General features: G+C 72.7%; 22 protein-coding genes and 1 pseudogene. 11 read left to right on the forward strand and 12 right to left on the reverse strand.

From position 1 onward, the window contains the following. Positions 1-2: 2 nt before the first annotated feature. A complete protein-coding gene (locus tag ACFYXE_RS21965; RefSeq protein WP_389314802.1) occupies positions 3-902 on the reverse strand; it encodes an NAD(P)-dependent oxidoreductase in 900 nt (299 codons plus the stop codon). 112 nt (positions 903-1,014) lie between these two features. Between ACFYXE_RS21965 and ACFYXE_RS21970 the strand changes: the two genes are divergently transcribed. Beyond that, positions 1,015-1,386 carry a winged helix-turn-helix transcriptional regulator gene (locus ACFYXE_RS21970; RefSeq protein ID WP_389314804.1) on the forward strand — a complete coding sequence of 124 codons (372 nt, stop codon included), beginning with the start codon at positions 1,015-1,017 and terminating at the stop codon, positions 1,384-1,386. 96 nt (positions 1,387-1,482) lie between these two features. Here ACFYXE_RS21970 and ACFYXE_RS21975 read toward each other — a convergent pair whose 3' ends face one another. The 3 genes from ACFYXE_RS21975 to ACFYXE_RS21985 form a co-directional block, all read right to left on the reverse strand. After that, entirely contained in the window at positions 1,483-2,595 is a 1,113-nt protein-coding gene (locus ACFYXE_RS21975; protein WP_389314806.1) for a MerR family transcriptional regulator, read from the reverse strand. Between the two features lie 100 nt (positions 2,596-2,695). After that, on the reverse strand, positions 2,696-3,115 hold the full coding sequence (locus ACFYXE_RS21980; protein WP_361171313.1) for a VOC family protein: 420 nt from the start codon (positions 3,113-3,115) through the stop codon (positions 2,696-2,698). 45 nt (positions 3,116-3,160) lie between these two features. Further along, the gene (locus ACFYXE_RS21985; RefSeq protein ID WP_389314808.1) at positions 3,161-5,647 is read right to left on the reverse strand and encodes an ATP-binding cassette domain-containing protein; all 2,487 of its coding nucleotides are present in this window, start codon (positions 5,645-5,647) and stop codon (positions 3,161-3,163) included. Between the two features lie 298 nt (positions 5,648-5,945). Between ACFYXE_RS21985 and ACFYXE_RS21990 the strand changes: the two genes are divergently transcribed. The 3 genes from ACFYXE_RS21990 to ACFYXE_RS22000 all read left to right on the forward strand — a co-directional run bounded on the left by ACFYXE_RS21990 (position 5,946) and on the right by ACFYXE_RS22000 (position 7,619). After that, a complete protein-coding gene (locus ACFYXE_RS21990; RefSeq protein WP_389314810.1) occupies positions 5,946-6,443 on the forward strand; it encodes a helix-turn-helix domain-containing protein in 498 nt (165 codons plus the stop codon). A gap of 64 nt (positions 6,444-6,507) precedes the next feature. After that, positions 6,508-7,122: a hypothetical protein gene (locus tag ACFYXE_RS21995; protein ID WP_389314812.1), complete on the forward strand. Its 615-nt coding sequence runs from the start codon at positions 6,508-6,510 to the stop codon at positions 7,120-7,122. A gap of 161 nt (positions 7,123-7,283) precedes the next feature. Further along, positions 7,284-7,619, forward strand: a complete 336-nt coding sequence (locus ACFYXE_RS22000) for a DUF2516 family protein (RefSeq protein WP_361171325.1) — start codon at positions 7,284-7,286, stop codon at positions 7,617-7,619. 158 nt (positions 7,620-7,777) lie between these two features. Here the strand turns inward: ACFYXE_RS22000 and ACFYXE_RS22005 are convergent, their stop codons facing one another. From ACFYXE_RS22005 to ACFYXE_RS22015, 3 genes are all read right to left on the reverse strand, one after another. Then, entirely contained in the window at positions 7,778-9,193 is a 1,416-nt protein-coding gene (locus ACFYXE_RS22005) for a PP2C family protein-serine/threonine phosphatase (RefSeq protein WP_389314814.1), read from the reverse strand. Positions 9,194-9,423: 230 nt separating this feature from the next. Next, positions 9,424-10,485, reverse strand: a complete 1,062-nt coding sequence (locus ACFYXE_RS22010; protein ID WP_389314816.1) for an NlpC/P60 family protein — start codon at positions 10,483-10,485, stop codon at positions 9,424-9,426. A 181-nt stretch (positions 10,486-10,666) separates the two neighbouring features. Continuing rightward, positions 10,667-11,467 (reverse strand): class I SAM-dependent methyltransferase, encoded by an 801-nt coding sequence (locus ACFYXE_RS22015; protein WP_389314818.1) that lies wholly within the window; start codon positions 11,465-11,467, stop codon positions 10,667-10,669. Between the two features lie 168 nt (positions 11,468-11,635). Between ACFYXE_RS22015 and mshA the strand changes: the two genes are divergently transcribed. From mshA to ACFYXE_RS22030, 3 genes and pseudogenes are all read left to right on the forward strand, one after another. Next, positions 11,636-12,991 carry a D-inositol-3-phosphate glycosyltransferase gene (gene mshA / locus ACFYXE_RS22020; RefSeq protein WP_361171337.1) on the forward strand — a complete coding sequence of 452 codons (1,356 nt, stop codon included), beginning with the start codon at positions 11,636-11,638 and terminating at the stop codon, positions 12,989-12,991. Continuing rightward, positions 12,984-13,484: a YbjN domain-containing protein gene (locus ACFYXE_RS22025; protein ID WP_389314821.1), complete on the forward strand. Its 501-nt coding sequence runs from the start codon at positions 12,984-12,986 to the stop codon at positions 13,482-13,484. The genes mshA and ACFYXE_RS22025 overlap by 8 nt, the downstream gene beginning before the upstream one ends. Before the next feature lie 1,390 nt (positions 13,485-14,874). Beyond that, positions 14,875-16,610: pseudogene (locus ACFYXE_RS22030) on the forward strand (glycosyl hydrolase family 28-related protein). Here the strand turns inward: ACFYXE_RS22030 and ACFYXE_RS22035 are convergent. Continuing rightward, positions 16,552-18,018 carry an MDR family MFS transporter gene (locus ACFYXE_RS22035; protein ID WP_389314823.1) on the reverse strand — a complete coding sequence of 489 codons (1,467 nt, stop codon included), beginning with the start codon at positions 18,016-18,018 and terminating at the stop codon, positions 16,552-16,554. The pseudogene ACFYXE_RS22030 and the gene ACFYXE_RS22035 overlap by 59 nt on opposite strands. 152 nt (positions 18,019-18,170) lie before the next feature. Between ACFYXE_RS22035 and ACFYXE_RS22040 the strand changes: the two genes are divergently transcribed. Further along, complete coding sequence (locus tag ACFYXE_RS22040) at positions 18,171-18,932, forward strand: phosphoglyceromutase (RefSeq protein WP_389314825.1); 762 nt, start codon at positions 18,171-18,173, stop codon at positions 18,930-18,932. A 69-nt stretch (positions 18,933-19,001) separates the two neighbouring features. On the opposite strand, the gene ACFYXE_RS22045 is transcribed toward ACFYXE_RS22040, so the two are convergent. The 3 genes from ACFYXE_RS22045 to ACFYXE_RS22055 all read right to left on the reverse strand — a co-directional run bounded on the left by ACFYXE_RS22045 (position 19,002) and on the right by ACFYXE_RS22055 (position 21,985). After that, complete coding sequence (locus ACFYXE_RS22045) at positions 19,002-19,517, reverse strand: hypothetical protein (RefSeq protein ID WP_389314827.1); 516 nt, start codon at positions 19,515-19,517, stop codon at positions 19,002-19,004. 81 nt (positions 19,518-19,598) lie between these two features. Then, positions 19,599-21,584 (reverse strand): YncE family protein, encoded by a 1,986-nt coding sequence (locus tag ACFYXE_RS22050; RefSeq protein ID WP_389314829.1) that lies wholly within the window; start codon positions 21,582-21,584, stop codon positions 19,599-19,601. Between the two features lie 167 nt (positions 21,585-21,751). Continuing rightward, the gene (locus ACFYXE_RS22055) at positions 21,752-21,985 is read right to left on the reverse strand and encodes a hypothetical protein (RefSeq protein ID WP_361178893.1); all 234 of its coding nucleotides are present in this window, start codon (positions 21,983-21,985) and stop codon (positions 21,752-21,754) included. A gap of 268 nt (positions 21,986-22,253) precedes the next feature. On the opposite strand from ACFYXE_RS22055, the gene ACFYXE_RS22060 reads away from it, so the two are divergent. Further along, positions 22,254-22,412 (forward strand): hypothetical protein, encoded by a 159-nt coding sequence (locus ACFYXE_RS22060; RefSeq protein ID WP_361178890.1) that lies wholly within the window; start codon positions 22,254-22,256, stop codon positions 22,410-22,412. Positions 22,413-22,577: 165 nt separating this feature from the next. Here ACFYXE_RS22060 and phoU read toward each other — a convergent pair whose 3' ends face one another. Next, positions 22,578-23,258 (reverse strand): phosphate signaling complex protein PhoU, encoded by a 681-nt coding sequence (phoU, locus tag ACFYXE_RS22065; RefSeq protein ID WP_389314832.1) that lies wholly within the window; start codon positions 23,256-23,258, stop codon positions 22,578-22,580. A 273-nt stretch (positions 23,259-23,531) separates the two neighbouring features. On the opposite strand from phoU, the gene ACFYXE_RS22070 reads away from it, so the two are divergent. Both ACFYXE_RS22070 and ACFYXE_RS22075 read left to right on the forward strand, forming a co-directional pair. Beyond that, on the forward strand, positions 23,532-24,818 hold the full coding sequence (locus ACFYXE_RS22070; RefSeq protein ID WP_361178886.1) for an ATP-binding protein: 1,287 nt from the start codon (positions 23,532-23,534) through the stop codon (positions 24,816-24,818). After that, positions 24,815-25,495 (forward strand): response regulator transcription factor, encoded by a 681-nt coding sequence (locus ACFYXE_RS22075; RefSeq protein WP_030682312.1) that lies wholly within the window; start codon positions 24,815-24,817, stop codon positions 25,493-25,495. The genes ACFYXE_RS22070 and ACFYXE_RS22075 overlap by 4 nt, the downstream gene beginning before the upstream one ends. Positions 25,496-25,538 lie beyond the last annotated feature (43 nt).

Genomic DNA, 25,538 nt, shown 5'->3' on the forward strand with positions numbered 1-25,538 from the left:
TCTCACCGCCGCCCGAGCAGCTCCACGATCCGCGTCGGCCCGTCCGCCCCGTGGCCCTCCTCGATGACGCGCCGCACCAGGCCCTCCGCGGCGCGCATCACGCCCGCGTCGATGCCGTGCGCCTCCGAGGCGTGCACGATGTGGGCCATCGTCGAGGCCGCCGAGGTGATCGGGTTGTCCGCGCCCGAGTAGGTGCCGTCGTCGGTCTCCGCCGCGGACGACTCGAAGATCGCCGGCAGGATCGCGCCGATGCCCTGCGCGAACGGCGCCAGCTCGCGGGCCGTGATGCCCTCCGCCGCGGCCAGCGCCAGGGCGTGCAGATAGCCGGTCATCGCGGTCCAGAAGATGTCGAGCAGCGCGATGTCGTAGCCCGCCGCCCGACCGGCGTCCTCGCCGAGGTGGGTGTGGGTGCCGCCCAGTGCCTCCAGGACGGGGCGGTGCTCCTCGTGCAGCGCGGCGTCCCCGCTGAAGAGGAAGACGCCGTGCGGGGTGCCGATGGTCGTGGTCGGCGTCATGATCGCGCCGTCCAGGTAGCGGATGCCGTGCTCGACCGCCCAGCGCGCCGTCGACCGGGCCCGGTCGGGGGTGTCGGCGCTGAGGTTCGCGACCGTACGCCCCTTGAGCGCGGCGGTGACGGGGGCGCGGTGCAGGACGGCGTCCGACGCGTCGTAGTTGACGACGCAGACGACGGTCAACGGGCTTGCGGAGACCGCCTCTTCGGGGGTGGCCGCGCTGATCGCGCCCTGCCGGACCAGCTCGCCGTCCCGGCCGGGCGTGCGGTTCCACACGGTGGTGCGCACCCCGGCGGCGAGGAAGGCGGCGGCCAGGGCACGGCCCATCGGGCCCAGTCCGAGGACGGTGACGGAAGACTGGTCGGTGTGCGGGTCGGTGTGCGGGGACATGCGTGAACTCCCGTATGCGTGTGGATGTATGGGTACGTAGGGATGTCCCGGGCGCGTGCGGGCATGGCGGCGCGCGAGGGGACGACATGAGTGAGTGGTGGAGGGGACGACGATGACGCGCAGTCGCGCGCAGGACCCGGACGTGTGCGGTGTGACCGCCGCGGTCGCGGTGATCGACGGCAAGTGGAAGACGGCGATGCTGTGGGTTCTCGAAGGCGGGCCCCACCGCCCCGGTGAGATCCGCCGGCTGCTGCCGGGCCTGACCGAGAAGGTGCTGACGCAGGCGCTGCGCGAGATGGAGGCGGACGGCCTCGTGCACCGGGAGGTGCACGACGTACGGCCGTTGAAGACCGTCTACTCCCTCACGGCGTTCGGCCTCGACCTCTGCACGGCGCTCGCCCCGCTGTCGGACTGGGGCCACCGTCGCCTGGACCGGCTGACGGCCGGACGCGCGGCCGCCACCCTCGATCAGCAGGCTTCCTGAGGCACCGGCACCCTGCTCCTCCCCGTCTCCGGCCCGGCCCCGCGAAGCGCTGCCCCCTCAGCTTCTCCGGCGCCGGGCCCCCCGCCAAGTACCCACTTAAAAGTGGCCATCGGACGCCAGGACATCGGCGACGACGCAGCTGACGTTGTCGGGCCCGCCCAGGCCGTTGGCCAGCGCGACGAGTTCCCGCACGGCCCGCTCGGGGTCGTCGACCGTGGTCAGCACGCGAAGGATCTCGGCGGGCGGGACCACCGCGGAGAGGCCGTCGGAGCAGAGCAGGTACCGGTCGCCCGGCAGCGCGTCGTGCAGGCGCAGGTCGGCGGTGGCGCCTGCGCCCGGCGCGAGGGCACGCATCAGCAGCGAGCGCTGCGGGTGGGAGACGGCCTCCGCCGGGGTGATGCGGCCCTCGTCGAGCAGCGACTGCACCACCGTGTGGTCGTGGGTGATCCGGAAGAACTCCCCGTCGCGCAGGAGGCACGCGCGCGAGTCGCCGATGTGCACGAGGGCGAGCCGGGAGCCGGTCCACACCAGCGCGGTCAGGGTCGTCCCCGCGTCCTCGGGCCCCGTGCCCGCACGGCCCACCGCGTGCCCGGCCTGTTCGACGGCGTCCTCCAGGACGTCGAGGAGGCTGCCCGCCGGGACGGTACCGGCCTCCAGTCGCCTGAGCGTGTCGACGGCGGCGGCGCTCGCGGGCGCCCCGCCCCTGCCGAAGCCGTCGGCGACGGCGAGCAGCCGGTCACCGGCGTACGCGGTGTCCTGGTTGCTCTCACGGACGAGGCCGGTGTCGGACAGCGCGGCGTACCGCAGGCGCAGCGGCATGGAGGTGGCGGACATGGCGGGGTCCTTCCAGGTCAGGTGGTCGACGAGGAAGGCGGCCAGGTCCCGTCGCGCGGCGGTCTCGGCCTCGGCCCGCGCCCAGTACGCCCGCACTTCGCGGGCCGCCGCGGGCGCGTCCAGCGTGCCGATGTGCCGGATGCCGGCGAGCGGCATGCCCAGGCGGCGCAGCCAGGCGACCAGGCGGGCCCGCTCCAGCTGCTCCGGCGCGTACAGGCGGTAGCCGGTCACGGGGTCGACGCGGGCCGGGGTGAGCAGCGCGAGCTCGTCGTAGAGGCGCAGGGCCTTCGGCGACAGCCGGGACGCCTTCGCGAACGCCCCGATCGTCAGCAGCCCCGCACGCGCACCCGGTTCCGCGCCCGCCGTACCCGTCATGTCCGCCCCCTCGTCGGCCGGGCGCCTCGCCCGGCCCCACCGATGCTGCGGCTTCCCCCAAGGTGAAGGTCAACCGCAGCCGCACCCGCAACCTCAGCCGCTACTTCTGCGGGCGTGGTTCGGCGAAGCGGACCATGTTGCCCGCCGGGTCGCGGAAGGCGCAGTCGCGGACGCCGTAGGGCTGGTCCGTGGGCTCCTGGAGGATCTCCGCGCCCGCCGCGCGGATGTGGTCGAACGTCGCGTCGCAGTCCTCGGTGCGGAAGTTGACGGCGCGGAGCATGCCCTTGGACATCAGCCCGGTGACGGCGGCCCGGTCGGCCTCGGCCGCGCTCGGGTCCGCGAGGGGCGACTCCAGGACGATCTCGACGCCGGGCTGCGTGGGTGCCCCGATGGTCACCCAGCGCAGGCCCGCGTAGCCGACGTCGTTGTGCACCTCGAAACCGAGCACGTCACGGTAGAAGGCGATGGCCTCGTCGTGGTCGTCGACGGTGATGAAGCACTGCGCGAGTTCAATGGTCATGCAGACCACGCTAGGTACTCGCGCCCGACTCCGCGCGCCGGACGCTCAGCGGCCGACGTACTCCGCGAGGTGCTCGCCCGTGAGGGTGGAGCGGGCCGCGACGAGGTCGGCGGGTGTGCCCTCGAAGACGACCTTGCCGCCGTCGTGGCCCGCGCCCGGGCCGAGGTCGATGATCCAGTCCGCGTGCGCCATCACCGCCTGGTGGTGCTCGATGACGATCACCGACTTGCCGGAGTCCACGAGCCGGTCGAGCAGGCCGAGCAACTGTTCGACGTCGGCCAGGTGCAGGCCGGTGGTCGGCTCGTCGAGGACGTAGACGCCGCCCTTCTCCGCCATGTGCGTGGCCAGCTTCAGGCGCTGCCGCTCGCCGCCGGACAGCGTGGTGAGCGGCTGGCCCAGGCTCACGTAGCCGAGACCGACGTCCGCCAGGCGCCGCAGGATCCGGTGCGCGGCGGGCGTGTGCGCCTCGCCCGCGCCGAAGAACTCCCCGGCCTCGGCCACCGACATCGCGAGGACCTCGCTGATGTCCCGGCCGCCGAGCCGGTACTCCAGGACCGACGCCTGGAAACGCCTGCCCTCGCAGTCCTCGCAGGGGCTGGCGACGCCCGCCATGATGCCGAGGTCGGTGTAGATGACCCCGGCGCCGTTGCAGGTGGGGCAGGCACCCTCGGAGTTGGCGCTGAACAGCGCCGGCTTCACGCCGTTGGCCTTGGCGAACGCCTTGCGGACCGGGTCGAGCAGTCCGGTGTACGTGGCGGGGTTGCTGCGCCGCGAGCCGCGGATCGGCGTCTGGTCGACGGCCACCACGCCCTGCCCGGCGGGGATCGACTTGTGCACCAGCGAGCTCTTGCCGGACCCGGCGACGCCGGTGACGACGGCGAGCACGCCGAGGGGGATGTCGACGTCGACGCCGCGCAGGTTGTGGGCGTCGGCGCCGCGGATCTCCAGGGCGCCGGTGGGCTCGCGGACGGTCTTCTTCAGGGCCGAGCGGTCGTCGAAGTGGCGGCCGGTGACGGTGCCGGAGCTCCGCAGCCCCTCGACGGTGCCCTCGAAGCAGACGGTCCCGCCGCCCGTACCGGCGCCGGGGCCCAGGTCGACGACGTGGTCGGCGATCGCGATCGTCTCCGGCTTGTGCTCGACGACGAGCACGGTGTTGCCCTTGTCGCGCAGCCGCAGCAGCAGGTCGTTCATCCGCCGGATGTCGTGCGGATGCAGGCCGATGGTGGGCTCGTCGAAGACGTACGTGACGTCGGTGAGCGAGGAGCCGAGGTGGCGGATCATCTTGACCCGCTGCGCCTCGCCGCCGGACAGGGTGGCCGCGGGGCGGTCGAGCGCGAGGTAGCCGAGCCCGATCTCCACGAACGAGTCGAGGGTCTGCTGCAGCGCGTCGAGCAGCGGCGCCACGGACTCGTACGACGCGCCGCCCGCGTCCGCGCCCGCGTCCGCGCCCTTGCTCGTACCCGCGCCCTTGCCCTTGCCCGAGGTCGGCGTCGGCGTCGGCTTCGCGCTCAGGCCGCGCACCCACTCGGCGAGGTCCCTGATCTCCATCGCGCAGACGTCGGCGATGCTCTTCCGCCTGATCTTCGAGGAGCGGGCGCCCTCGCTGAGCCGGGTGCCGTCGCACTCGGGACAGGTGGTGAAGGTGACCGCGCGCTCCACGAAGGCCCGGATGTGCGGCTGCAGCGACTCCTTGTCCTTGGCCAGGAACGACTTCTGGACCTTGGGGATCAGGCCCTCGTAGGTGAGGTTGACGCCGTTGACCTTCACCTTGACCGGCTCGCCGTACAGGAAGGACTGCAGCTCCTTCTTCGTGTACCTGCGGATCGGCTTGTCCGGGTCGACGAAGCCGGACTGGGCGTAGACCTGGACGGTCCACTGGCTGTCCGACTTCCAGCCGGGGATGGTGAACGCGCCCTCGGCGAGCGACTTGGAGTCGTCGTAGAGCTGCGTCAGATCGATGTCGGAGACGGTGCCGCGGCCCTCGCAGTGCGTGCACATCCCGCCGGTGCGCTGGAAGGTGGCCTTCTCCGCCTTGGTCTTGTTGCCGCGCTCGACGGTGATCGAGCCGCTGGCCCTCACCGACGCGGTGTTGAAGGAGTACGCGCCGGGCGGGCCGATGTGCGGGGTGGCCAGGCGGCTGAAGAGGATCCGGAGCATCGCGTTGGCGTCGGTGGCGGTGCCGACGGTGGAGCGGGGGTCGCCGCCCATCCGCTGCTGGCCGACGGTGATCGCGGTGGTCAGGCCGTCGAGGACGTCGACCTCGGGTCGTGCCTGCGCGGGCATGAACCCCTGCACGAAGGCGCTGTAGGTCTCGTTGATCAGCCGCTGCGACTCGGCGGCGATCGTGTCGAAGACCAGTGAGCTCTTGCCCGAACCGGAGACGCCGGTGAACACCGTCAGGCGGCGCTTGGGGATCTCGATGCTGACGTCCTTGAGATTGTTCTCCCGGGCGCCGTGCACGCGGATCAGGTCGTGGCTGTCGGCGGCGTGCGGCGGGCCCGCCGATGCGTCCGTCTTCCTGGCCTTGCTCATCGTGATCTCCATCCGTCCGGCCCCGGACCGACCCGCGGGAGGGCGCCGTCCGGTGTCTGTCCCGCCACGCTAGCGGCGGCACGGGACGGCTGCTTCCCGATTCCGCGGGGGAGCCGCGGGGGAGGCCAGCGCGAGGCGCGGCAGCGCGGGCGACGCACAGGGCGGCGGCGGGGGCCGGGATCGGGGGCCGGGGACGGGGCCGGGCCCGGGGGCCGGAGATGGTGTCGGGGACGTGGCGTGGCGCACTTTTGCAAGCGGGCGCTTGCAATAGTTAGCGGGTGTGCTGCACCATCGGGGCATGGCATCGCTCAACGTCGGCAATCTCGGCGAGTACCTCCGCGAGCAGCGGCGCACCGCGCAGCTGTCGTTGCGGCAGCTCGCCGACGCCGCCGGGGTGTCCAATCCGTATCTGAGCCAGATCGAGCGCGGGCTGCGCAAGCCGAGCGCCGAGGTGCTGCAGCAGGTCGCCAAGGCCCTGCGGATCTCGGCCGAGACGCTGTACGTGCGGGCCGGGATCCTCGACGAGAAGGAGCGGGACGAGCTGGAGACGCGCGCCGTCCTCCTCGCCGACCCCTCCATCAACGAGCGCCAGAAGCAGGTGCTCCTGCAGATCTACGAGTCGTTCCGCAAGGAGAACGGCTTCGAGACCTCGTCGTACGAGGGCGAGGCCTCCGTGGACGACAGCGCCGACAGCGCCGACGGCGCCGGGAGCACCACGCATGAGGACACCGCTGTTGACGGCCCCCGCACGGCCGACCGCAGTGATGCCGACCCGAAGCAACCACCCTCGGGCTGACCGCGCCCGCCCGCCGGGCCGGACCAGCCGATCACGTAGACGCGAATCCGGGAGGACCATCGTCATGGCCATCACCGATGACCTGCGCAAGACCCTCAGCAACCCCACCCCCGCGTACTTCTTCGCCGGGTCCGCGGACCTCGCCCTGCAGCAGGCGAAGAAGGTGCCCGGCCTGGTCGAGCAGCTGATCGCCGAGGCGCCGTCCCGCATCGACGCCGTGCGCAACACCGACCCCAAGGCCGTCCAGGACAAGGCCACCGCCCGCGCCAAGGAGGCGCAGGAGACGATCCAGGCCAAGGTCACCGAGGTGTTCGGCGCGCTCGACACCGACCTGAAGAAGCTCGGTGAGACCGCGCAGGACTTCGCGCTGCGCGGGGTCGGCGTGGCCGCCGAGTTCGCCGTCAAGGCCCGTGAGAAGTACGACGAGGTCGCCGAGCACGGCGAGCAGGCCGTGAAGTCCTGGCGCGGCGAGGCCGCCGAGGAGATCTTCGAGATCGCCGAGACGGTCGAGCCGGACCCCGAGCCGAGGACCGGCGAGGCCCAGGGCGCCAAGGACGCGCAGAGCACCCCGGTCGCCCAGCCGCCGGCCGCGGCCGCCGCCCCGGTGAAGAAGCCCGCCGCGAAGAAGGCCCCGGCCAAGAAGGCGACGGCGAAGAAGACCACGCCGCCCGCCAAGTGACACCGGGCCCCGGTGCGCCGGGGCCGCGACACGCATCCGTCGCGTGGACGGGGCGGGCACTTCCGGCGTGCCCGTCCCGTTGACGGGGTAGCGGCCATGGGGGCACCGGGTACCGTGGCCGCGACATTGATGAGCCGAGACTGGTGGTGGACGTTGTGCTGATGCAAGGGTTCGCGAACTTCATGTGGCTGCTGTCGCTGGCCCTGATCGCCTTCAGCGGATTCGCCCTCGTCGACGCCGCCGTCCGGCGCGAGGACGCCTACCGCGCGGCGGACAAGAAGACCAAGCCGTTCTGGCTGATCATCCTCGGCATCGCCTTCGTGGTGAACCTGCTGTTCCCGATCCTGTCGTTCCTGCCGATCATCGGCCTCGTCGCCACGATCGTGTACATGGTCGACGTGCGGCCCGCGATCCGGCAGATCACCGGCGGCGGCCGCGGTCGCCGCGGCGGCTCCTCCAGCGACGGCCCGTACGGCCCGTACAACGGCGGCCGGTAGCCCGGACCACGCGCCCCGGACCCGTTACCCGTTCGGCGCGCTCTCTGGTCCCGTCACCCGCAGCACCGCGCTCTCTGGACCCGGCGCCCGTAGTACCGCGCTCTCTGGACCCGTCACCCGCAGCACCGCGCCCCCCGGACCCGGCACCCGTTCGGCGTTCAGCGCGCCCCGGGCGTCCGGTCCAGGAGCAGTACCGCCACGTCGTCCGTCAGATCCCCGCCGTTGAGGTCGCGCACCTCGTTCACGGCCGCTTCGAGCAGCTCGTCGCCCTGCAGCCCCGCGGCGATCTGGCGGCGGACCATGTCCACCATGCCGTCCTGCCCGAGCCGCTGGTTGCCCCGGCCGACGCGGCCCTCGATCAGGCCGTCCGTGTAGAGCATCAGGCTCCACGTGCCGCCCAGCTCCACCTGGCGCCGCGGCCAGCGGGCGCGCGGCAGGATGCCGAGCGCGGGGCCCCCGTCCTCGTACGGAAGCAGCTCGGCGAGCCGCCCTTCGCGGGAGATCAGCGGCGAGGGGTGCCCGGCCAGGCACAGGCCGGCCCGGCGGCCGTCCGGGGCGATGTCGACCGTGCAGAGCGTCGCGAAGATCTCGTCGTCGGGGCGCTCGTGCTCCAGGACCTTCTGCAGCGTGGAGAGCAGCTCGTCGCCGCACAGCCCCGCGAAGGTCAGCGCCCGCCAGGCGATCCGCAGCTCCACGCCGAGCGCCGCCTCGTCGGGCCCGTGCCCGCAGACGTCGCCGATCATGACGTGCACGGAGCCGTCGGGGGTGCGCACGGTGTCGTAGAAGTCGCCGCCGAGCAGCGCGCGGGAGCGCCCCGGGCGGTAGCGGGCGGCGAAGCGCAGCGGTGAGCCCTCCAGGAGCGGCGTGGGCAGCAGGCCGCGCTCCAGGCGGGCGTTCTCCTGGGCGCGCAGCACGCTCTCGGTGAGCTGGCGCTGGGCGGCGTCGGCGCGCTTGCGCTCCACGGCGTACCGGATGGCGCGGCTCAGCAGCCGGCCGTCCAGCTCGTCCCGGAAGAGGTAGTCCTGCGCGCCGACCCGCACGGCCTCGGCGCCGCGCTCGGAGTCGTCGTTCGCGGTGAGGGCGAGGACGGCGTGCCGGGGCGCGAGGCGCAGCACGTGCCGCAGCGCGGCGAGCTCGTCGGGTCCCGGGCCGCCGGCGCCCTCGGCCGGGTCGGCCGAGCCGGGCACGGTCAGGGCCAGGTCGAGCAGGATGCAGTGCACGTCGTCGGTGAGCAGCCGCTCGGCCTCGGTGAGGTTGCGGGCGGTGCGGATGCGGATGGGCTTGCCCGCGGAGTCGAGGAGCTCGGGGACGGTCAGCGAGCCCGAGGGGTCGTCCTCGATCACCAGCAGGGTGAGCCCGGCGCCGTTGCCGGAGCCGTTGCCGGAGCCGTTCGTGCCGCCGGTGGTGCCGCTGTCGCCGCGGGTGGCGCCTGTTCCTTCGGTGGTTCCGGTCGTGGGGCGGGCGGGAGCGCCCGTGTCGTGGGCGGGCGCCGCCGTGTCGTACGGGGGCGCCGCATGAGCCTGACCGCCTTCCGCGGCCGGGATCGCTCTCTGCCGCGGTATGGGTACGGGCATCGCTTGGTTCCTTCCCTCCCCCCGAGGGCATGGCGCAGCGCAGGTCGACGCAGCACCGACGGGGACCTTAGCGGTAGCCGTGCCTCCATTGGAATGCCATGCGGCAAACGGCCACCGTCATATGCCGCATCCAGGAACGCAATTGGGCACGGCACGGCCCCGCCAGGGATGACGAACATCACGCCGCGGGGGTTGAGCGGGCCGCCGCGGCGTGCGCTGGGTCACAGGATCTACTTGTCGGGGCGGACGACCCCGAGGATCTGCATGGATCCGGCGCCCGCGACGGTCACGTCCCGCCCGGGGCGCGGGGCGTGCACGATGGCGCCGTCGCCCAGGTACAGGCCGACGTGGCTCGCGTCCGAGTGGTAGATGATCAGGTCGCCCGGCCGCATGTTCTTCACGTCGACGCGGGGCAGCTGCTTCCACTGCTCCTGCGAGGTGCGCGGGATGCCCTTGCCGGCCGCCGCCCACGCCTTGGAGGTGAGCCCCGAGCAGTCGTAGGAACCGGGACCCTCGGCTCCCCACACGTACGGCTTGCCGATCTGCGCGGTGGCGAACGCGATGGCCTTCTTGCCCTGCGGGGACGCCTTGCCGCCGATGTCCTTCAGGACGCCCGAACTCACCCACGCGGACTGCTTCTTGCGGGCGGCCTCCTCCTCCAGCTCGCGCAGCCGCTCGCGCTCCTTCTTCTCCAGCGTCGACTCGAGCTTCTCGGCGTCCGCGATCTTCTTCTTTATCTTCTTCTTGGCCGCGGCCTTGGCCTTGCGGTTGGCTTCCAGCTTCTTCCAGCGGGCGGTGGCGTCCTTCGCGTAGATCCGCAGGTCGTCCTGCGTGCGCTCCAGCTCCGTCAGCATGCCCTTGGTGGCCTTCTGGCCCTGCCGCATGCGCCCGGCGCCGTCCAGGAACTGGCCCGGGTCGTCGCTGAGCATCAGCTGGGCCTCGGTGGGCATGCCGCCGCCGCGGTACTGCGCGCGGGCCGCGGCGCCCGCGCGGGCCTGCAGCTTCTTCAACCTGGCCTGGCCCTCGGCGATGTCCTTGGCCAGCTTCACGATCTGCTCGGACTGGCGGTCGGCCTTCTCCTCGGCGGCGTTGTACTTGTCGGTGGCCACGCCCGCGTCGTGATAGAGCTCGTCGATCTCCTTGCGGACCTCTTCGAGGGACTTGGCCGTCCGGGGCGTCGGGTCGGCGGGAGCGCTCGCCGGGCTCGCGAAGGCCGTCCCCGGTGCGGCCAGCACCGTCGCCGCGCAGATCAGCGCCACGGCCGTCGCCGTCGAGTATCTCTTGCCAGTCACGCTCCGCCACCCCCAAAGCTGATTTACCGTCAGTAACTTTCGGTCGCCATCGGGATGGTGCCATGCCGGCGCCCGATAGGACAGAGCCCGTCCGTCACTTCGATCCCCCCACTCGCCTCATGTGACGAACGACACGCGGAGATCGTTCCCCGCAGGTCAACCGGCCCCGGCCGCGCCGGGTTCAGTTCCCCCGCGGGGCCAACGCCTCCCAGCGCACCGTCACTTCGCCCTGCCGCCACCGCGAAGTCCCGTCCAGCACGGGCCAGTCCGCGGTCAGGTCCCGCACCGCCCTGATCCACCGCTGGCGGGCGCCGTACGAGGCGTACGGCGCCGCGGCCGCCCAGGCCCGGTCGAAGTCGCGCAGGAACGCGTGCACGGGCTCGCCCGGCACGTTCCGGTGGATCAGCGCCTTCGGCAGCCGCTCGGCGAGGTCGGAGGGCTGTGCCAGGGAGCCGAGCCGGGCCGCGAAGGTCACCGTGCGCGGGCCCTCGGGGCCCAGCGCCACCCACACGTGCCGCCGCCCGATCTCGTCGCAGGTGCCCTCGACCAGCAGCCCGCCCGGGGCGAGCCGGGCGCACAGCCGCGCCCAGACCGCGGCGACCTGCTCCTCGTCGTACTGCCGCAGGACGTTCGCCGCCCGGATCAGGACCGGGTCGGCGCCCGCCAGCGGCACCTCGAAGCCGCCGTGCCGGAAGGAGAGCCCCGGGCGCTCGTAGGGCGCGGCGCCCGCGACCCGCGCCGGATCGATCTCGATGCCGACCACGCGCGCGTGGGGCGCGACGGTGCGCAGCCGCAGCAGCAGCTCGACGGCGGTCCAGGGGGCACCCCCGTACCCGAGGTCGACGGCGACGGGGTCCGCGGCGCGGCGCAGCGCGGCGCCGTGGAACGCGGCGATCCAGCGGTCCATGCGGCGCAGCCGGTTCGGGTTCGTGGTCCCGCGCGTCACCGTTCCCACGGGGCGGGAAGGGGTGCGTGGGGCCATGGGAGAAGGGTATGCGGGTACGACGGCGGGAGAGCGCCACGTAATGCTTTGGCAAAAAGAGCGCGAGGGGCGGCCAGGCGGAAATGGAGCAGCCGCTTCCGGTGTTCCTCCTGCGGAGGACCGTACGCCCTCCCCGTAGTCATGCCCGTACGCAAGGAGGACCGCCACGTGAGCCAGTACGTGTCCAGGCTCGGGCGTCGCTCCCCGGCGGCCCCTTCCCGGCTCCGTATTCCCGGCACCATCCGACGGCCCCGCCGCGTGGCCATGCTCAGCGTGCACACCTCGCCGCTGCACCAGCCCGGCACGGGCGACGCGGGCGGCATGAACGTCTACATCGTCGAGCTCGCCAAGCGCCTCGCCGCGATCAACATCGAGGTCGAGATCTTCACGCGCGCCACCACCGGCGGCCTCCCGCCCGCCGTGGAACTGGCGCCCGGCGTCCTCGTGCGGCACGTCGACGCGGGCCCCTACGAGGGACTCGCCAAGGAGGAGCTGCCGGCCCAGCTCTGCGCCTTCACGCACGGCGTCATGCAGGCCTGGGCGGGCCACCGGCCCGGCTACTACGACCTGGTCCACTCCCACTACTGGCTCTCCGGCCACGTCGGCTGGCTCGCCGCCGAACGCTGGGGCGCGCCCCTCGTGCACGCCATGCACACCATGGCCAAGGTCAAGAACGCGGCGCTCGCCGACGGCGACACCCCCGAGCCCGCCGCCCGCGTCATCGGCGAGACGCAGATCGTCCGGGCCGCCGACCGGCTCATCGCCAACACCGCCGAAGAGGCCGACGAGCTCGTACGCCACTACGAGGCCGAGCCCGGCAAGGTCGCCGTCGTCCACCCCGGCGTGAACCTGGAACGCTTCCGCCCCGCCGACGGCCGCGCCGCCGCCCGGCACCGCCTCGGCCTGCCCCAGGATGCCCTCGTGCCGCTCTTCGCGGGCCGCATCCAGCCGCTCAAGGCGCCGGACCTGCTGCTGCGCGCCGTCGCCGTCCTCCTGGACGAGCGTCCGGCGCTGCGCTCGAACATCGTCGTGCCCATCGTGGGCGGGCCGAGCGGCAGCGGCCTCGCCAAGCCGGAGGGCCTGCAGAAGCTGGCGGCGCGGCTGGGGATCGCGGACGTGGTCCGCTTCCAGCCGCCGGTCGGCCAGGAGCAGTTGGCGGACTGGTTCCGGGCCGCGTCCGTCCTGGTGATGCCCTCCTACAGCGAGTCCTTCGGGCTCGTCGCCATCGAGGCGCAGGCGGCGGGCACGCCGGTGCTCGCGGCGGCGGTGGGCGGGCTGCCCGTCGCGGTGCGCGACGAGGTGACCGGCTTCCTGGTCTCCGGCCACGAACCGGCCCACTACGCGCGCGTGCTGCGCGACTTCGCCGACCATCCGCACCTGGTGGAGCGGATGGGGGCGGCGGCGGAACAGCACGCGCAGTCGTTCGGCTGGGACACGGCGGCGTCCGCCACGGCGGACGTCTACACCGCGGCCATGCACGACTTCCGCGCGTCCCAGCGTCACGTACGCTCGCACCATGGCTGAGCAGGCGGACACCGCGGCGATCATCGAGCGGACCCTGGACGACGCCGAGCTCGAGTGGGAGGCCACCGAGCCCGGCTCCTACGTGGTGAAGCTGCCGGGCACCCGGAAGCTCTCCACGACCCTGTCGCTCCGGGTCGGCAAGCACTCGCTCTCCCTGAACGCGTTCGTGATCCGGCACCCCGACGAGAACCACGCGGCGGTGCACCGCTGGCTCCTGGAGCGCAACCTGCGCCTGTACGGGGTGAGTTACGCGATCGACTCGCTCGGCGACATCTACCTGGCCGGCAAGCTGCCGCTGTCCGCGGTCACGCCCGAGGAGCTGGACCGGCTCCTCGGCTCGGTGCTCTCGGCGTCGGACGACTCCTTCAACACGCTCCTGGAGCTCGGGTTCGCGTCGGCGATCCGCAAGGAGTACGAGTGGCGCGTGGCGCGCGGGGAGTCGACGCGGAATCTTGAGGCGTTCACGCACCTGACGGGTGGCTCCGCCGGTTGAACGGTTGGGGGGCGCCGGCACCGGCACCGGGGCGCTCGGCGCTGGCCCTGACCGCCCCCCTTCCGCGTCGCAGGCACCTCCCACCCACCCGCCCGTTCACCCGGCACCGCCGCCTCCCGAAGGGCCCCACCGGCCCCAGGGCCGCCCGGCACCCGCCTTGCCCCCCTCCTCCGCGTCGCGGGTGACTCCCCCCCGCAAGGCTGCCCCCGAAGGACCTCGCGAGCATCGGCGCCGGGGCCGCCGAGCGCCTGCCCTGACCGCCCCCCTTCCGCGTCGCAGGCATCTCCCACCCACCCGCCCGTTCACCCGGCACCGCCATCTCCCGAAGGACCCCGCCGGCCCCGGGGCCGCCCGGCACCCGCCCCGATTGCCGTTCCGCCGCGTCGTGGGTGACTCCGCCCCGTAAGCGGTGCGGAAGGACCCCGCCGGCCCCGGGGCCGCCCGGCACCCGCCCCGATTGCCGTTCCGCCGCGTCGTGGGTGACTCCGCCCCGTAAGCGGTGCGGAAGGGCCCCGCCGGCACCGGGGTGGCCCGGCACTCGTCCTGACCGTCCTCCCGCCGCGTCGCGGGTCTCTCCCACCCGCCCACCCGTTTGCCCGGCACCGCCTTCTTCCCGAAGGGCCCACCGGCGCCGGGGTGACCCGGCACTCGTCCTGACCGTTCTCCCGCCGCGTCGCGGGTCTCTCCCACCCGCCCACCCGTTTGCCCGGCACCGCCTTCCTCCCGAAGGGCCCACCGGCGCCGGGGTGGCCCGGCACTCGTCCTGACCGTTCTCCCGCCGCGTCGCGGGTCTCTCCCACCCGCCCACCCGTTTGCCCGGCACCGCCTTCCTCCCGAAGGGCTCCACCGGCGCCGGGGCCGCCTGGCGCCCTCCCGTCCTTCCGCCGCGTCGCCCCCAAGGGTGAAGTGCCCCTCCCCGAAACGGCGTTGACCGGAGTGCCCCGCGCCGCTCCCATCGCCTCGCGGAGGCTCCCCGCCCCTACCCGCACGGCTCGGTGCGGGGTGAACGGGTGGGTGGGTGGGGGACATCCGCCGCGAAGCGGCGGGCTCGGATCTGCGCGGACATCGGCCGGCGGAAAGACACCAGTCCCGCGCCCACCCGGCGACCCGCGCGCGTGACCTCCGCATGAGGTCCCGCCCACCTGTGAAGCGGCGGGTCGGGCCCACGCGGCCACACCGCCCCCGGCGACCCGGCGCGCACACCCGCGCGCGTGACCTCCGCGTGCGGCCCCGCACCCGTCAAGAAGCCGCGGCCGGTTCACCCCCTTCCGCCCAGCGCAGCGCCATGGCATGCTCCCTCCCCGTCGAGCTGTCGCAAGTATGAACTCCGTTCAGATGTATAGACGTTGGCGCGCGATGACCGCGATGACGACGGAAGGCGGCCCCCCCCATGACCCAGCCCCCCAACCCCACCAGACGACACCTGCTCCGCGGCGCGACAGCCGTCGCCGCCACCGCGACCGGCATCGCCACGAGCATCAGCTCCGCCACCGCGACCGGCATCGGCACGAGCATCGCCCCAGGCCCAGGCCCAGGCTCAGCCCTCGCCCCCGCCCCCGCCCCACGCGACCGGGGCCGAACCCCCACCCTCTGGCGCGAGTTCACCAAGGCCCCCTACACCCACCCCCAGATCCCCTACATAGGCCGCGCCGGCGCCCGCGCGGGGCGCCGGGGTCGCCCCGAGACGCCCCGCATCCCCGGCCCCCGCCCCGACCCCGCCACCGACTCCGCCCCCGCGATCAACCGCGCCCTCGCGGAGGCCGGCCGCAGGGGCGGCGGCACCGTGGTGCTGCACCCCGGCACCTACCGCATCGACGACGTCATCCGCATCGCCCACGACAACGTCACCCTCCGCGGCGCGGGCAGCGCCCGCACCACCCTCCTCGCCACGAAGAGCCTGACCGAACTGATCGGCCCCTACGGCTCCCGCTACGGCGGCGACAAGTCCAGCTGGTCCTGGGCCGGCGGCCTCATCTGGCTGGCGCCGCAGGCCCGTTGGGCGTCCCTGACCGACGCCATCAGGGCGAGGGACTGGCCCTTCGAGGGCTGGACCGGCAACAGGCGCGACGCGTGGGAGACGCTGACCACCGTCCGCCCCGCCCACCGCGGCTCCTGGTCGGTGACCGTCCCCGACGCCTCCCGCCTGCGCAAGGGCGACCTCGTCCTGCTCCGACTCGCCGACGACGCGGAGCACACGCTCCTGGAGCACATGGCGGGCGATGGGCCGGGCGCCCGCGCGTACACCTGGGACGACAAGACGAAGCTGACCTCGTACGTCCCCTACGAGTGGCCCGTACGGATCGCCGCCGTGGACCGCGTCCGGCGCCGGGTCACCTTCGAGCGGCCGCTCCCCCTGGACGTACGACCGGAGTGGGATCCGCGGCTGACCACCCACGTCACGGCGCTGACCGGCGCGGGCGTGGCGGGCCTGACGCTGGAGGCCGTCGAGACGCCGCAGGCCCGCACCTCCTGGACCAGGGATACAACGGCGTGACGTTCCAGTGCGCGTACGACTGCTGGGCCGAGGACGTCGTCGTACGCCATGTCGACAACGGCTTCGGGCTCGTCGCCGCCTCCGCCTGCACCCTGCGCCGCACCCGCGTGACCGGCCGGGGCTCGCACCACCCGTACTTCTGCCGCGAGGGTTCCCACGACAACCTCGTCGAGGACTTCCGGATCGACGCCCGCACGACCCCGGCCCCCGCCGGAACCCAACTGCACGGCATCAACGTCGAGGGCCTCTCCTCGCACAACGTCTGGTCGCGCGGGCGCATGGAGATGGGCACGTTCGACTCGCACCGCGGGATGCCGTTCGCGAACGTCCGTACGGACATCACCGTCGAGAACGACGGCCGGCACGGCGGGGACGCGAGCGCGGGCCCCCTGTTCGGGGCCCGCTTCACGCACTGGAACATCCGCGTCACCAACGAACGCGCCGGCCTGATGAAGATCGACGGCCTCGCGCCGCACAGCGCGACGGTCGGCCTGAACACGGTCCGGGAGTTCGACCAGATCGACGTCCCCGACTTCACCGGCGACCTGAACGCGCGCCTGGAGCTGTACGGGACTACGGACGCGGTGCGCCCACGGAATCTGTACGAGGCGCAGCGGGACCTGCGGACCTGACGGCGTCGGCGGCGACGGCCGCGACCGGCGCGGCGATGTCGGCGTCCGGGGCCGTCGCGACGATCCCGCCGATCCCGCCCGCCTCGGCGACCGGCCCGCCGACCGCCGTTGCGCCCACCTCCGCGCCGCCCACCTCCGCGCCGACCACCTTGGCGCCGACCACCTCCGCGCCGACCGCCTCCGTTCCGACCGGCTCGGCGGGGGAGTCCTCCGGGAGCCCCCGCATGAGACCCCAGTAGCCGAGCGCCGCCACCGTTCCCAGGACCGCGCACACCGCCCACAGCCACGACGCCCCGAACCGGTCGATCATGAAGCCGGACATCAGCGGGGCGACCAGTGCGGCCACCGACCAGGACATCGTGTACATGCCCTGGTAGCGCCCGCGCCCGTGGGTGGGGGAGAGGCGGACGACCAGGCCGGTCTGGGTCGGCGCGTTGACGATCTCGGCGAGCGTCCACACGCACACGGTCAGCGCGAAGATCCCGAGCGACCCGGCGAACGCGGTGAGCCCGAAGCCGTACCCGGCGACGACCGAGGAGATCACCAGGAGCCGGCGCGGGTCGCGGTGCTCGATGAAGCGGGTGACGGGGATCTGCAGGACGACGATCAGCACGCCGTTCACGGCGATCGCGAGGCCGTAGTCGGAGGGGGTGAAGCCCGCCTCGCCCATGGCGACCGGCAGTCCCACGGACCCCTGCTGGAAGATCAGCGCGACGAGGAAGGACAGGCCGACCACGCCCATGAACCGCCCGTCGCGCAGCACGGTCCCGAGCCCGACGTCGGGCTCGGCCGCCTTCTCCACGGCGCTCCGCACGGGACGGGACTCCGGCAGCTTCGCGAAGACGACGATCGCGCAGGCCATCGTCATGGCGGCCTCGATGAGGAAGCCGGCGCGGTAGCTGTACGAGGCGATGAAGCCGGCACCCGCCGAGGAGACGGCGAAGCCGAGGTTGATGGCCCAGTAGTTGAGGGAGAAGGCCCGCACGCGGTCCTCGGGCCGCACGATGTCCGCCATCATCGCCTGGACGGCGGGGCGGGAGGCGTTGCTGGCCATGCCCACAAGGAAGGCGACGCCCGCGATGGCGACGGGGTGCTCCATGAAGCCGAGGACCGCCACCGAGACGGCCGTGGAGGCCTGCGCGATCAGCAGCGTGGGCCGCCGCCCGAGCCGGTCGGTCATCACGCCCGCGCCCAGCGAGGAGACGACTCCGCCGAGGCCGTGCAGGGCGGCGACGAGTCCCGCGTAGGAGGCGGAGTAGCCCCGCTCCAGGGTCAGGTACAAGGCCATGAAAGTGGCGACGAAAGCCCCGAGCCGGTTGACCAATGTGCTCGTCCACAGCCACCAGAAGGCGCGGGGCATGCCCGAGACGCTCTCGCTGACGGCGCGTCTCACGGCGGTGAACAGCATGCGGATCCCCCGAAAGGTGTAAGTGTCTCAAGCGGCGAGCACACGTTACGAGTCGAAGGTCCCGGCCCGCCACTCAATTGACGGGAGCCGTCAACTGTCACCCCCGCGCCCGCGCGCGCGAGGTCCCCCGGGGTTCGATTACGCTCAGAGGCATGGCCGACGCACCGTACAAGCTGATCCTCCTCCGCCACGGCGAGAGCGAATGGAACGCGAAGAACCTGTTCACCGGCTGGGTGGACGTCAATCTCAACGAGAAGGGCGAGAAGGAGGCGGTCCGCGGCGGTGAGCTGCTGAAGGACGCCGGCCTGCTGCCCGACGTGGTCCACACGTCGCTCCAGAAGCGCGCGATCCGCACCGCCCAGCTCGCGCTGGAGTCCGCGGACCGCCACTGGATCCCCGTCCACCGCAGCTGGCGCCTGAACGAGCGCCACTACGGCGCCCTGCAGGGCAAGGACAAGGCGCAGACGCTCGCCGAGTTCGGCGAGGAGCAGTTCATGCTGTGGCGCCGCTCGTACGACACCCCGCCGCCGGCGCTGGACCGCGACGCGGAGTACTCCCAGTTCTCCGACCCCCGCTACGCCACGCTCCCGCCCGAGCTGCGCCCCCGGACGGAGTGCCTGAAGGACGTCGTCGTCCGCATGCTCCCGTACTGGTTCGACGGCATCGTCCCCGACCTCCTGACCGGCAGGACGGTCCTGGTCGCGGCCCACGGCAACTCGCTGCGCGCCCTGGTCAAGCACCTGGACGGCATCTCCGACGCCGACATCGCGGGCCTGAACATCCCCACGGGCATCCCGCTCTCCTACGAGCTGGACGCCGAGTTCAAGCCCCTGAACCCGGGCGGCACGTACCTCGACCCGGAGGCGGCGAAGGCAGCCATCGAGGCGGTCAAGAACCAGGGCAAGAAGAAGTAGCCCCAGCTCCACCGACCCCGCCCCCGGGGCGCGCCCATGGCGCGGCCCGGGGGCGTTTTCGTGTGACGTCTACGGGGCCGCGCCCGTCGGCGGGGGCCGGCGTGGGGTGTTCTTGAGGTTTTTTTGGGCGTGCAGGATCAGGGCTTCGCGGGCCGTGCGGTGGGTGGTGATGAGGGCGGACACCTGGGCGGGGTCCAGGTGCGTGCCGTCGTGGAGTTCCTCGCACAGCGGGAGCAGGGACTGGCGCATGCGGCGGGCCGAGGCGCGCAGGGGGTCCGTGCGGTCGCCGGTCAGGAGGGTGATCAGCTGGGACTGTTCGTGCAGGGACTCGTAGGACTCCAGGGCCGCCGCCGCGATCGCGTCGAGGCCGTCCGCACCCGCGTCCCGCGCCCGGCGCCAGCGCAGCAGGGCCCGCAGCGTGCGGTCCGCCGTCGCCAGGTACTCCGCGAGACCCGTGAGCAGCGTCTCGTCCCAGCGGACGGCCAACTCCCGCCGGTGCACCGCGTGTTCGCGCCATGCCTGGAGCAGGGCGCCGACCACGGCCCCCACCACCGTCGAGACGGTACCCACCCACAGGACGTCCACCCGCCGAGGCTACCGGCGAAGGCCCCCGTCCACGGAGTGCGGGGACGAGGGCCTTCGGGGAGAGCGCGGAGGATGTGCGGCCTAGCGCGTGAAGTTCAGGTACTTCCACGCCCCGTACGTCGTCGAGTTGACGTTGTCGCCCGACGACGCGTTCACGTACGCCGAGCGGATGCGCGCGCGGATGCCCGACTGGCCCGGCGCCTTCAGGCGGACCGTGGAGGCGCCGTCGGGGGAGAGCGCGAAGTACTCGGAGCCGGACGCGTGCCACTTGCGGTCGACGCCGTAGACCTGGAGCTCGAAGCGCTGCTTGCGGCCCTTGTAGTAGGTCATCTTCGTCGCCAGGTACGGGTCGGTGCTCTTGTGGAAGTAGTGGTACGTCGTCGAGCCGATCTTGCCCGTCCTGTAGTGCTTGGAGACGGTGCTGGAGATCTTGACCCGCGCGTACGCCGTCGACGTGGCCGACGCGGAGGCCGAGCGCGCGTCCCCGGAGAAGACGGCGGTGACCTTCGTGTCCCGCTTCATGTCGACCGTCGCCGACAGGTTGCCGCGCGAGTTGACCGTGCCCTTCTTGACCAGCTTCTTGGGCTTGTCGCCGCCGTAGGGGTCGGCCCAGATCTCGACGGTGCGGTTCTTGTACGTGCTGCCGAGGTGCGCCGTGAAGGAGACGTCCGCCCCGTACGCGTAGGCCTTGCCGTTCTTGTCCAGGGTCAGCGTCGTCTTGGTGCGCGAGACGGTCACCGAGTCCGACGCGCTCGCCGCGGCGTGCGTGGCGTCACCGGCGTAGGCGACCTTGTAGGTCACCTTCCCGCCCGCGGGCGGGCTGTCGGTGAAGGAGAAGGAGCCGTCGGCCTTCGTCTTCACGGACGGCAGCGCCTTGCCGGGCGCGGGCGACTCGACGTCCGTGCGCGTGACCTTCAGGACCGTGCCCGCGGGCAGCGGCACCGTGTCGGTGAGCTTGCCGGTGACGGTCAGCGGCTTGGCGCGGGGCGCCTTCTCCGGGGCGTTCACCGTCAGGGTCGGCAGCGACTTGCCCGGCTCGGCCATGGTGCGCAGCGAGAACGTGCCGAACGAGTTCACCGACACCGCGAAGAGGTGGCCGTCGTCCGGCGCCCAGGCCAGCGCCCCGGGCACCAGCTCGTCGGCGCCGCTGGTGTTGCCGGTGTTCGGGAAGTCGTACTCCCGCACCGGCACCTTCACGCCCGGCTGGTAGATGTGCACGTCGGGGTCGTAGATGGAGTCGCTGCCGCCCGCGATCGTGCCGTCGGAGGCGATGGCCACGGCGTTGGGGTAGGCATCGGTGGGGTAGGCCGTCTCCTGGGAGAGGTCCTTGGTGGAGTACGCGGGGAAGGAGTAGCCGAACCCGTCCCCCCAGGTCGTCAGCACCTGCTCCCCGTCGGGCGTCAGGTCGAGCTGCTTGAAGTTGCCGGTGAGGTTCTTCGTGGTGCGCAGCACGGGCTCCGCGCCGGCGACGTCGTAGACCGCGACGTCGGCCCAGGTGTTGCCGCGCTCGCCGGCCACCAGGACGCCCGGCGCCTTGGGGTCCGAGCCGAGCAGCGGCACGCCGTCCCACTCGACGCCCGGCTTGTCGACGAGCTCGACGACCGGCTCGGCGCCGGAGGTGTCGAGCGAGCCGAGGCCGCCGTCGTAGCCGAACCAGACCTTGCCGTCGACCGTCTCCAGGGTGGCGGGGCCCTTGGCGCCCGTCACGTCGTAGCTCGCCGTCAGGGTGTACGTGTCGGTCTCCACGGAGACGATGCGGTTCTTGTCGGAGACCGCGGCGTACACCTGCCGGGAGTCGGCGGACAGCGTCAGCCCTGATACGCCGGGCAGTCCGGTGAGGGTGCCCTTGACCTTGCCCGCGTAGTCGGTGACGACGATCTTGCCGACCAGCGGGTCGGAGACGTAGACCCGGCGGTGGACGCCGTCCACGGCGATGTCGCCGACCGAGGAGACCGGCAGGACCTCGGCGGAGTCGGCGGCGGCGGAGCCCGCCGCGCCGACCGTCAGCGCCACCGAGCTGAAGAGGACCGCGAGCGCCGTCGCGGTCGAGATGCTGCGCGTACGCACAGTGATGTGACCCCCCACATGAATGGGCCCGGGCCGCGCGCCCGGACCTGATCCCCCGTCACAGCGCAGGTTATGGCATGCCTGTGACAATTGTGGAGAGAGTTTCACAAGTGCCGTGCGGGGTGCCGCGCGGGGCGCCTCATCGCGTCCCGCGGCCGCCGCCCGCCTCATCTCGTCCCGCGGCCGCCGCCCGCCTCCGAGTCGGAGAGGCCCTGCGCCACGTCCGTGACGACGTTCTGTATCCCCTGGCCGAAGTCCGTCGGCGCCACCAGGACGCCGAAGACCAGCACCACGGTCATCGTCAGGAACGTGTCCGTACGAGAGCGGGCCTGCACCCGCCTGCGGAGCAGGACGACGATGACGACCGCCAGGAGAACCGCGAGGTCGATCGAGAGCACCACTTGGCCACCCCTCCCGTCAGGAGCGAACGCCCGGACATTCCTGTGTAGCCCGGCGGCGGGCCGACGGGCCGAAGCTCGCCCGTAGTTGGCAGCAAAGCGCTCATGAGGGGCCGAATCGGCTCGCGGGGGCCGTGCCCGGGCGCGCGCGCCTCGCGCCCCGCCCGGGGCGCACCCACGGCCACGCGCGCGTGCGCCGTTGATGCGCCCGCTCCCGTGGGCATGCAATGGGCATCAGGCAGTACGTCCGTACGCCTTCGAGGAGGAGACCATGGCCGAGTCCCCTACGCGCGCTTCCGTTCCCGAGCAGCCGGTCGACACACCGGGCCTGCCCGCACTCGTGCTCCTGGCCGCCTGCGGCTGCGGCGCGGGCTGCGGCTGCGGCTGCCAGTCCGGCGGGTCGTGCCAGTGCGGCGGCGGCTGCGGCTGACCCGCCCGGCCCCGGACACGACGGTGCCCCGCACGATCCGATCGTGCGGGGCACCGGCACGTGCGCACGCGCCCGGCCCCGGCGTCCGGGAACCGCGGCACGAAGAACGCGGGCGGCGCGGGTGCCGGGCGGTGCGGGTACCGGGCGGTGCCGGGCGGGGAAGGCCTAGGCCCCCTCCACCGGCGCCCCCGTCGCCTGGATCTCGTCCGCGTGCTCACCCGTCACCAGGTACACGACCCGCTTGGCCACCGACACCGCGTGGTCCGCGAACCGCTCGTAGTAGCGGCCGAGCAGCGTCACGTCGACGGCCGTCTCGATGCCGTGCTTCCAGCGGTCGTCCATCAGGTGCTGGAACAGCGTGCGGTGCAGCTGGTCCATCTCGTCGTCGTCCTGCTCCAGCTGGAGCGCCAGGTCGACGTCCTTGGTGATGATGACCTCCGCCGCCTTCGCCATCAGGCGCTGCGCGAGCTGGCCCATCTCCAGGATCGTGGCGTGCAGGTCCTGCGGCACCGCCGAGTCGGGGAAGCGCAGCCTGGCCAGCTTCGCGACGTGCTGGGCCAGGTCGCCCGAGCGCTCCAGGTCGGCGCTCATCCGCAGCGAGGTGACGACGATGCGCAGGTCCGTGGCGACCGGCTGCTGCCTGGCGAGCAGGGCTATCGCCCGCGCCTCCAGGTCGTGCTGCAGATCGTCCACCTTCTGGTCGGCGGCGATCACGCTCTCGGCCATCTTCAGGTCCGCGTCGAGCATGGCCGTCGTGGCGCGCCCGATCGCGGACCCGACGAGCCGGGCCATCTCGACCAGGCTCTCGCCGATCGAGTCAAGTTCCTCGTGGTACGCGTCCCGCATGTGGCTGTCCCTCTCTCGTACGTCTCAGGGGGCTGGCCCCTACGCTCCCACGGTGCGGGCCGCACGCGTCCGTTTCCGGCACCCCACATGAATCGCCCCCGTCATCAAGGTGAACTGTGGGCGACGGACCACCGCCCCCGCGGCCACACCCGCCCCTGGCCGCTCAGCAGAAATGAACCGGTGCCGTCTCCACGGTGAACTCTGGGCGACGAGTGTTCGAGCCCGCACCCGTATGGCTGTGACCGGTGCTTATCCGGCGCATAACCTGGGTGCATGGACGTGAACGCGGCGGTCGCCGCAGCGGCAGCGATCGCCGGGGTGTGCACCGGTGTCATCGCCATGCTGGCGTTCCGATGGAGCGAGCGCGACCAGAAACGCCCCACCCGGACCTCCCTGCACACCGACCCCGTACTGCCACCGGGCGTGGACACGGTGCTCTCCGTGCTGCGCTCTTCCGCGGTCGTCCTCGACGAGGCCGACAGCGTGGTCAAGGCCAGCTCCGCGGCGTACGCGCTCGGACTCGTCCGCGGCGGCAAGCTCGCCGTCGACCCGATGCTGCAGATGGCGCGGGACACCCGGCGGGACGGGGAGATACGCCAGGTCGAGCTGGACCTGCCCCGGCGCGGCACCGGCCGCGGCGAGGCGCTCGCGGTCTCCGCCCGGGTGGCCCCGCTCGGCTCCCGCCTCGTCCTGCTCCTCGTGGAGGACCTCACCGAGGCCCGCCGCATCGAGGCCGTACGACGCGACTTCGTGGCGAACGTGAGCCACGAGCTGAAGACCCCCGTCGGGGCGCTCTCCCTGCTCTCCGAGGCCGTCATGGACGCCTCGGACGACCCGGAGGCCGTCGAGCGCTTCGCCGGGCGCATGCAGATCGAGGCGACCCGCCTGACCAACCTCGTGCAGGAGCTCATCGACCTCTCCCGGGTGCAGAACGACGACCCCCTGGAGGACGCCGAACCCGTCCGTGTCGACGAACTGGTGGCGGAGGCGATCGACCGCAGCCGCCACCAGGCCTCCCACAAGCAGATCACGATGGCCTCCGGCGGCACCGCCGAGCTCCAGATATGGGGCAACCGCGGCCAGCTCGCCGCGGCCCTCGGCAACCTGGTGGAGAACGCCGTGAACTACTCGCCGGCCCGCACCCGCGTGGGCATCGCCGCCCGCCGGGTCGCCGCGCCGGGCGGTGCGGGCACCTCCCAGGCCTTCGGCACCGGAGGACTGATCGAGGTCGCCGTCACCGACCAGGGGATCGGCATCTCCGACAAGGACAAGGAGCGCATCTTCGAGCGCTTCTACCGCGTCGACCCGGCCCGCTCGCGGGCCACCGGCGGCACCGGCCTCGGCCTCGCCATCGTCAAGCACGTGGCCGCCTCGCACGGCGGCGAGGTCACCGTGTGGAGCTCGGAGGGACAGGGCTCCACCTTCACCCTGCGGCTGCCCGAGGCGGCCGCCCACCGCGACCGCGGATCAGGGCAAGGCGGCGGACTCGACGACGAGACCGCGCCGCCCGACGAGACCACTACGTACGAACCCATTCCTGCCCCGGAGGTCCTTCCGTGACCCGAGTGCTCGTCGTCGAGGACGAGGAATCCTTCAGCGACGCCCTGTCCTACATGCTCCGCAAGGAGGGCTTCGAAGTCGCCATCGCGGCGACCGGCCCGGACGGACTCGACGAATTCGAGCGCAACGGCGCCGACCTCGTCCTGCTCGACCTCATGCTGCCCGGCCTGCCCGGCACCGAGGTCTGCCGCCAGCTGCGCAGCCGCTCCAACGTCCCGGTGATCATGGTCACCGCCAAGGACAGCGAGATCGACAAGGTGGTCGGCCTGGAGATAGGAGCCGACGACTACGTCACCAAGCCGTTCTCCTCGCGCGAGCTGGTCGCCCGCATCCGGGCCGTCCTGCGCCGCCGGGGCGAGCCCGAGGAGGTCACCCCGCAGGCCCTGGAGGCGGGACCGGTCCGGATGGACGTCGACCGCCACGTCGTCACGGTCTCCGGCTCCAAGGTCGACCTGCCCCTGAAGGAGTTCGACCTCCTGGAGATGCTGCTGCGCAACGCGGGCCGCGTCCTGACCCGCATGCAGCTCATCGACCGCGTCTGGGGCGCCGACTACGTGGGCGACACCAAGACGCTCGACGTCCACGTCAAGCGCCTGCGCGCCAAGATCGAGCCGGACCCGGGGGCGCCGCGCTACCTGGTGACGGTGCGCGGCCTGGGCTACAAGTTCGAGCCGTAGACCGCACAGCGGTGAGCCGCGGCCGCACGAAGAAGGGCGGGAC

The sequence above is a fragment of the Streptomyces sp. NPDC002564 genome (assembly GCF_042889645.1).
Classification (GTDB): Bacteria; Actinomycetota; Actinomycetes; order Streptomycetales; family Streptomycetaceae; genus Streptomyces.

What these genes read in the sequence shown, in the direction of transcription:
- ACFYXE_RS21965 (WP_389314802.1), bottom strand. Translation starts at nt 902, where the DNA reads ATGTCCCCGCACACCGACCCGCACACCGACCAGTCTTCCGTCACCGTC.
- ACFYXE_RS21970 (WP_389314804.1), top strand. Translation starts at nt 1,015, where the DNA reads ATGACGCGCAGTCGCGCGCAGGACCCGGACGTGTGCGGTGTGACCGCC.
- ACFYXE_RS21975 (WP_389314806.1), bottom strand. Translation starts at nt 2,595, where the DNA reads ATGACGGGTACGGCGGGCGCGGAACCGGGTGCGCGTGCGGGGCTGCTG.
- ACFYXE_RS21980 (WP_361171313.1), bottom strand. Translation starts at nt 3,115, where the DNA reads ATGACCATTGAACTCGCGCAGTGCTTCATCACCGTCGACGACCACGAC.
- ACFYXE_RS21985 (WP_389314808.1), bottom strand. Translation starts at nt 5,647, where the DNA reads ATGAGCAAGGCCAGGAAGACGGACGCATCGGCGGGCCCGCCGCACGCC.
- ACFYXE_RS21990 (WP_389314810.1), top strand. Translation starts at nt 5,946, where the DNA reads ATGGCATCGCTCAACGTCGGCAATCTCGGCGAGTACCTCCGCGAGCAG.
- ACFYXE_RS21995 (WP_389314812.1), top strand. Translation starts at nt 6,508, where the DNA reads ATGGCCATCACCGATGACCTGCGCAAGACCCTCAGCAACCCCACCCCC.
- ACFYXE_RS22000 (WP_361171325.1), top strand. Translation starts at nt 7,284, where the DNA reads ATGCAAGGGTTCGCGAACTTCATGTGGCTGCTGTCGCTGGCCCTGATC.
- ACFYXE_RS22005 (WP_389314814.1), bottom strand. Translation starts at nt 9,193, where the DNA reads ATGCCCGTACCCATACCGCGGCAGAGAGCGATCCCGGCCGCGGAAGGC.
- ACFYXE_RS22015 (WP_389314818.1), bottom strand. Translation starts at nt 11,467, where the DNA reads ATGGCCCCACGCACCCCTTCCCGCCCCGTGGGAACGGTGACGCGCGGG.
- ACFYXE_RS22025 (WP_389314821.1), top strand. Translation starts at nt 12,984, where the DNA reads ATGGCTGAGCAGGCGGACACCGCGGCGATCATCGAGCGGACCCTGGAC.
- ACFYXE_RS22035 (WP_389314823.1), bottom strand. Translation starts at nt 18,018, where the DNA reads ATGCTGTTCACCGCCGTGAGACGCGCCGTCAGCGAGAGCGTCTCGGGC.
- ACFYXE_RS22040 (WP_389314825.1), top strand. Translation starts at nt 18,171, where the DNA reads ATGGCCGACGCACCGTACAAGCTGATCCTCCTCCGCCACGGCGAGAGC.
- ACFYXE_RS22060 (WP_361178890.1), top strand. Translation starts at nt 22,254, where the DNA reads ATGGCCGAGTCCCCTACGCGCGCTTCCGTTCCCGAGCAGCCGGTCGAC.
- phoU (WP_389314832.1), bottom strand. Translation starts at nt 23,258, where the DNA reads ATGCGGGACGCGTACCACGAGGAACTTGACTCGATCGGCGAGAGCCTG.
- ACFYXE_RS22070 (WP_361178886.1), top strand. Translation starts at nt 23,532, where the DNA reads ATGGACGTGAACGCGGCGGTCGCCGCAGCGGCAGCGATCGCCGGGGTG.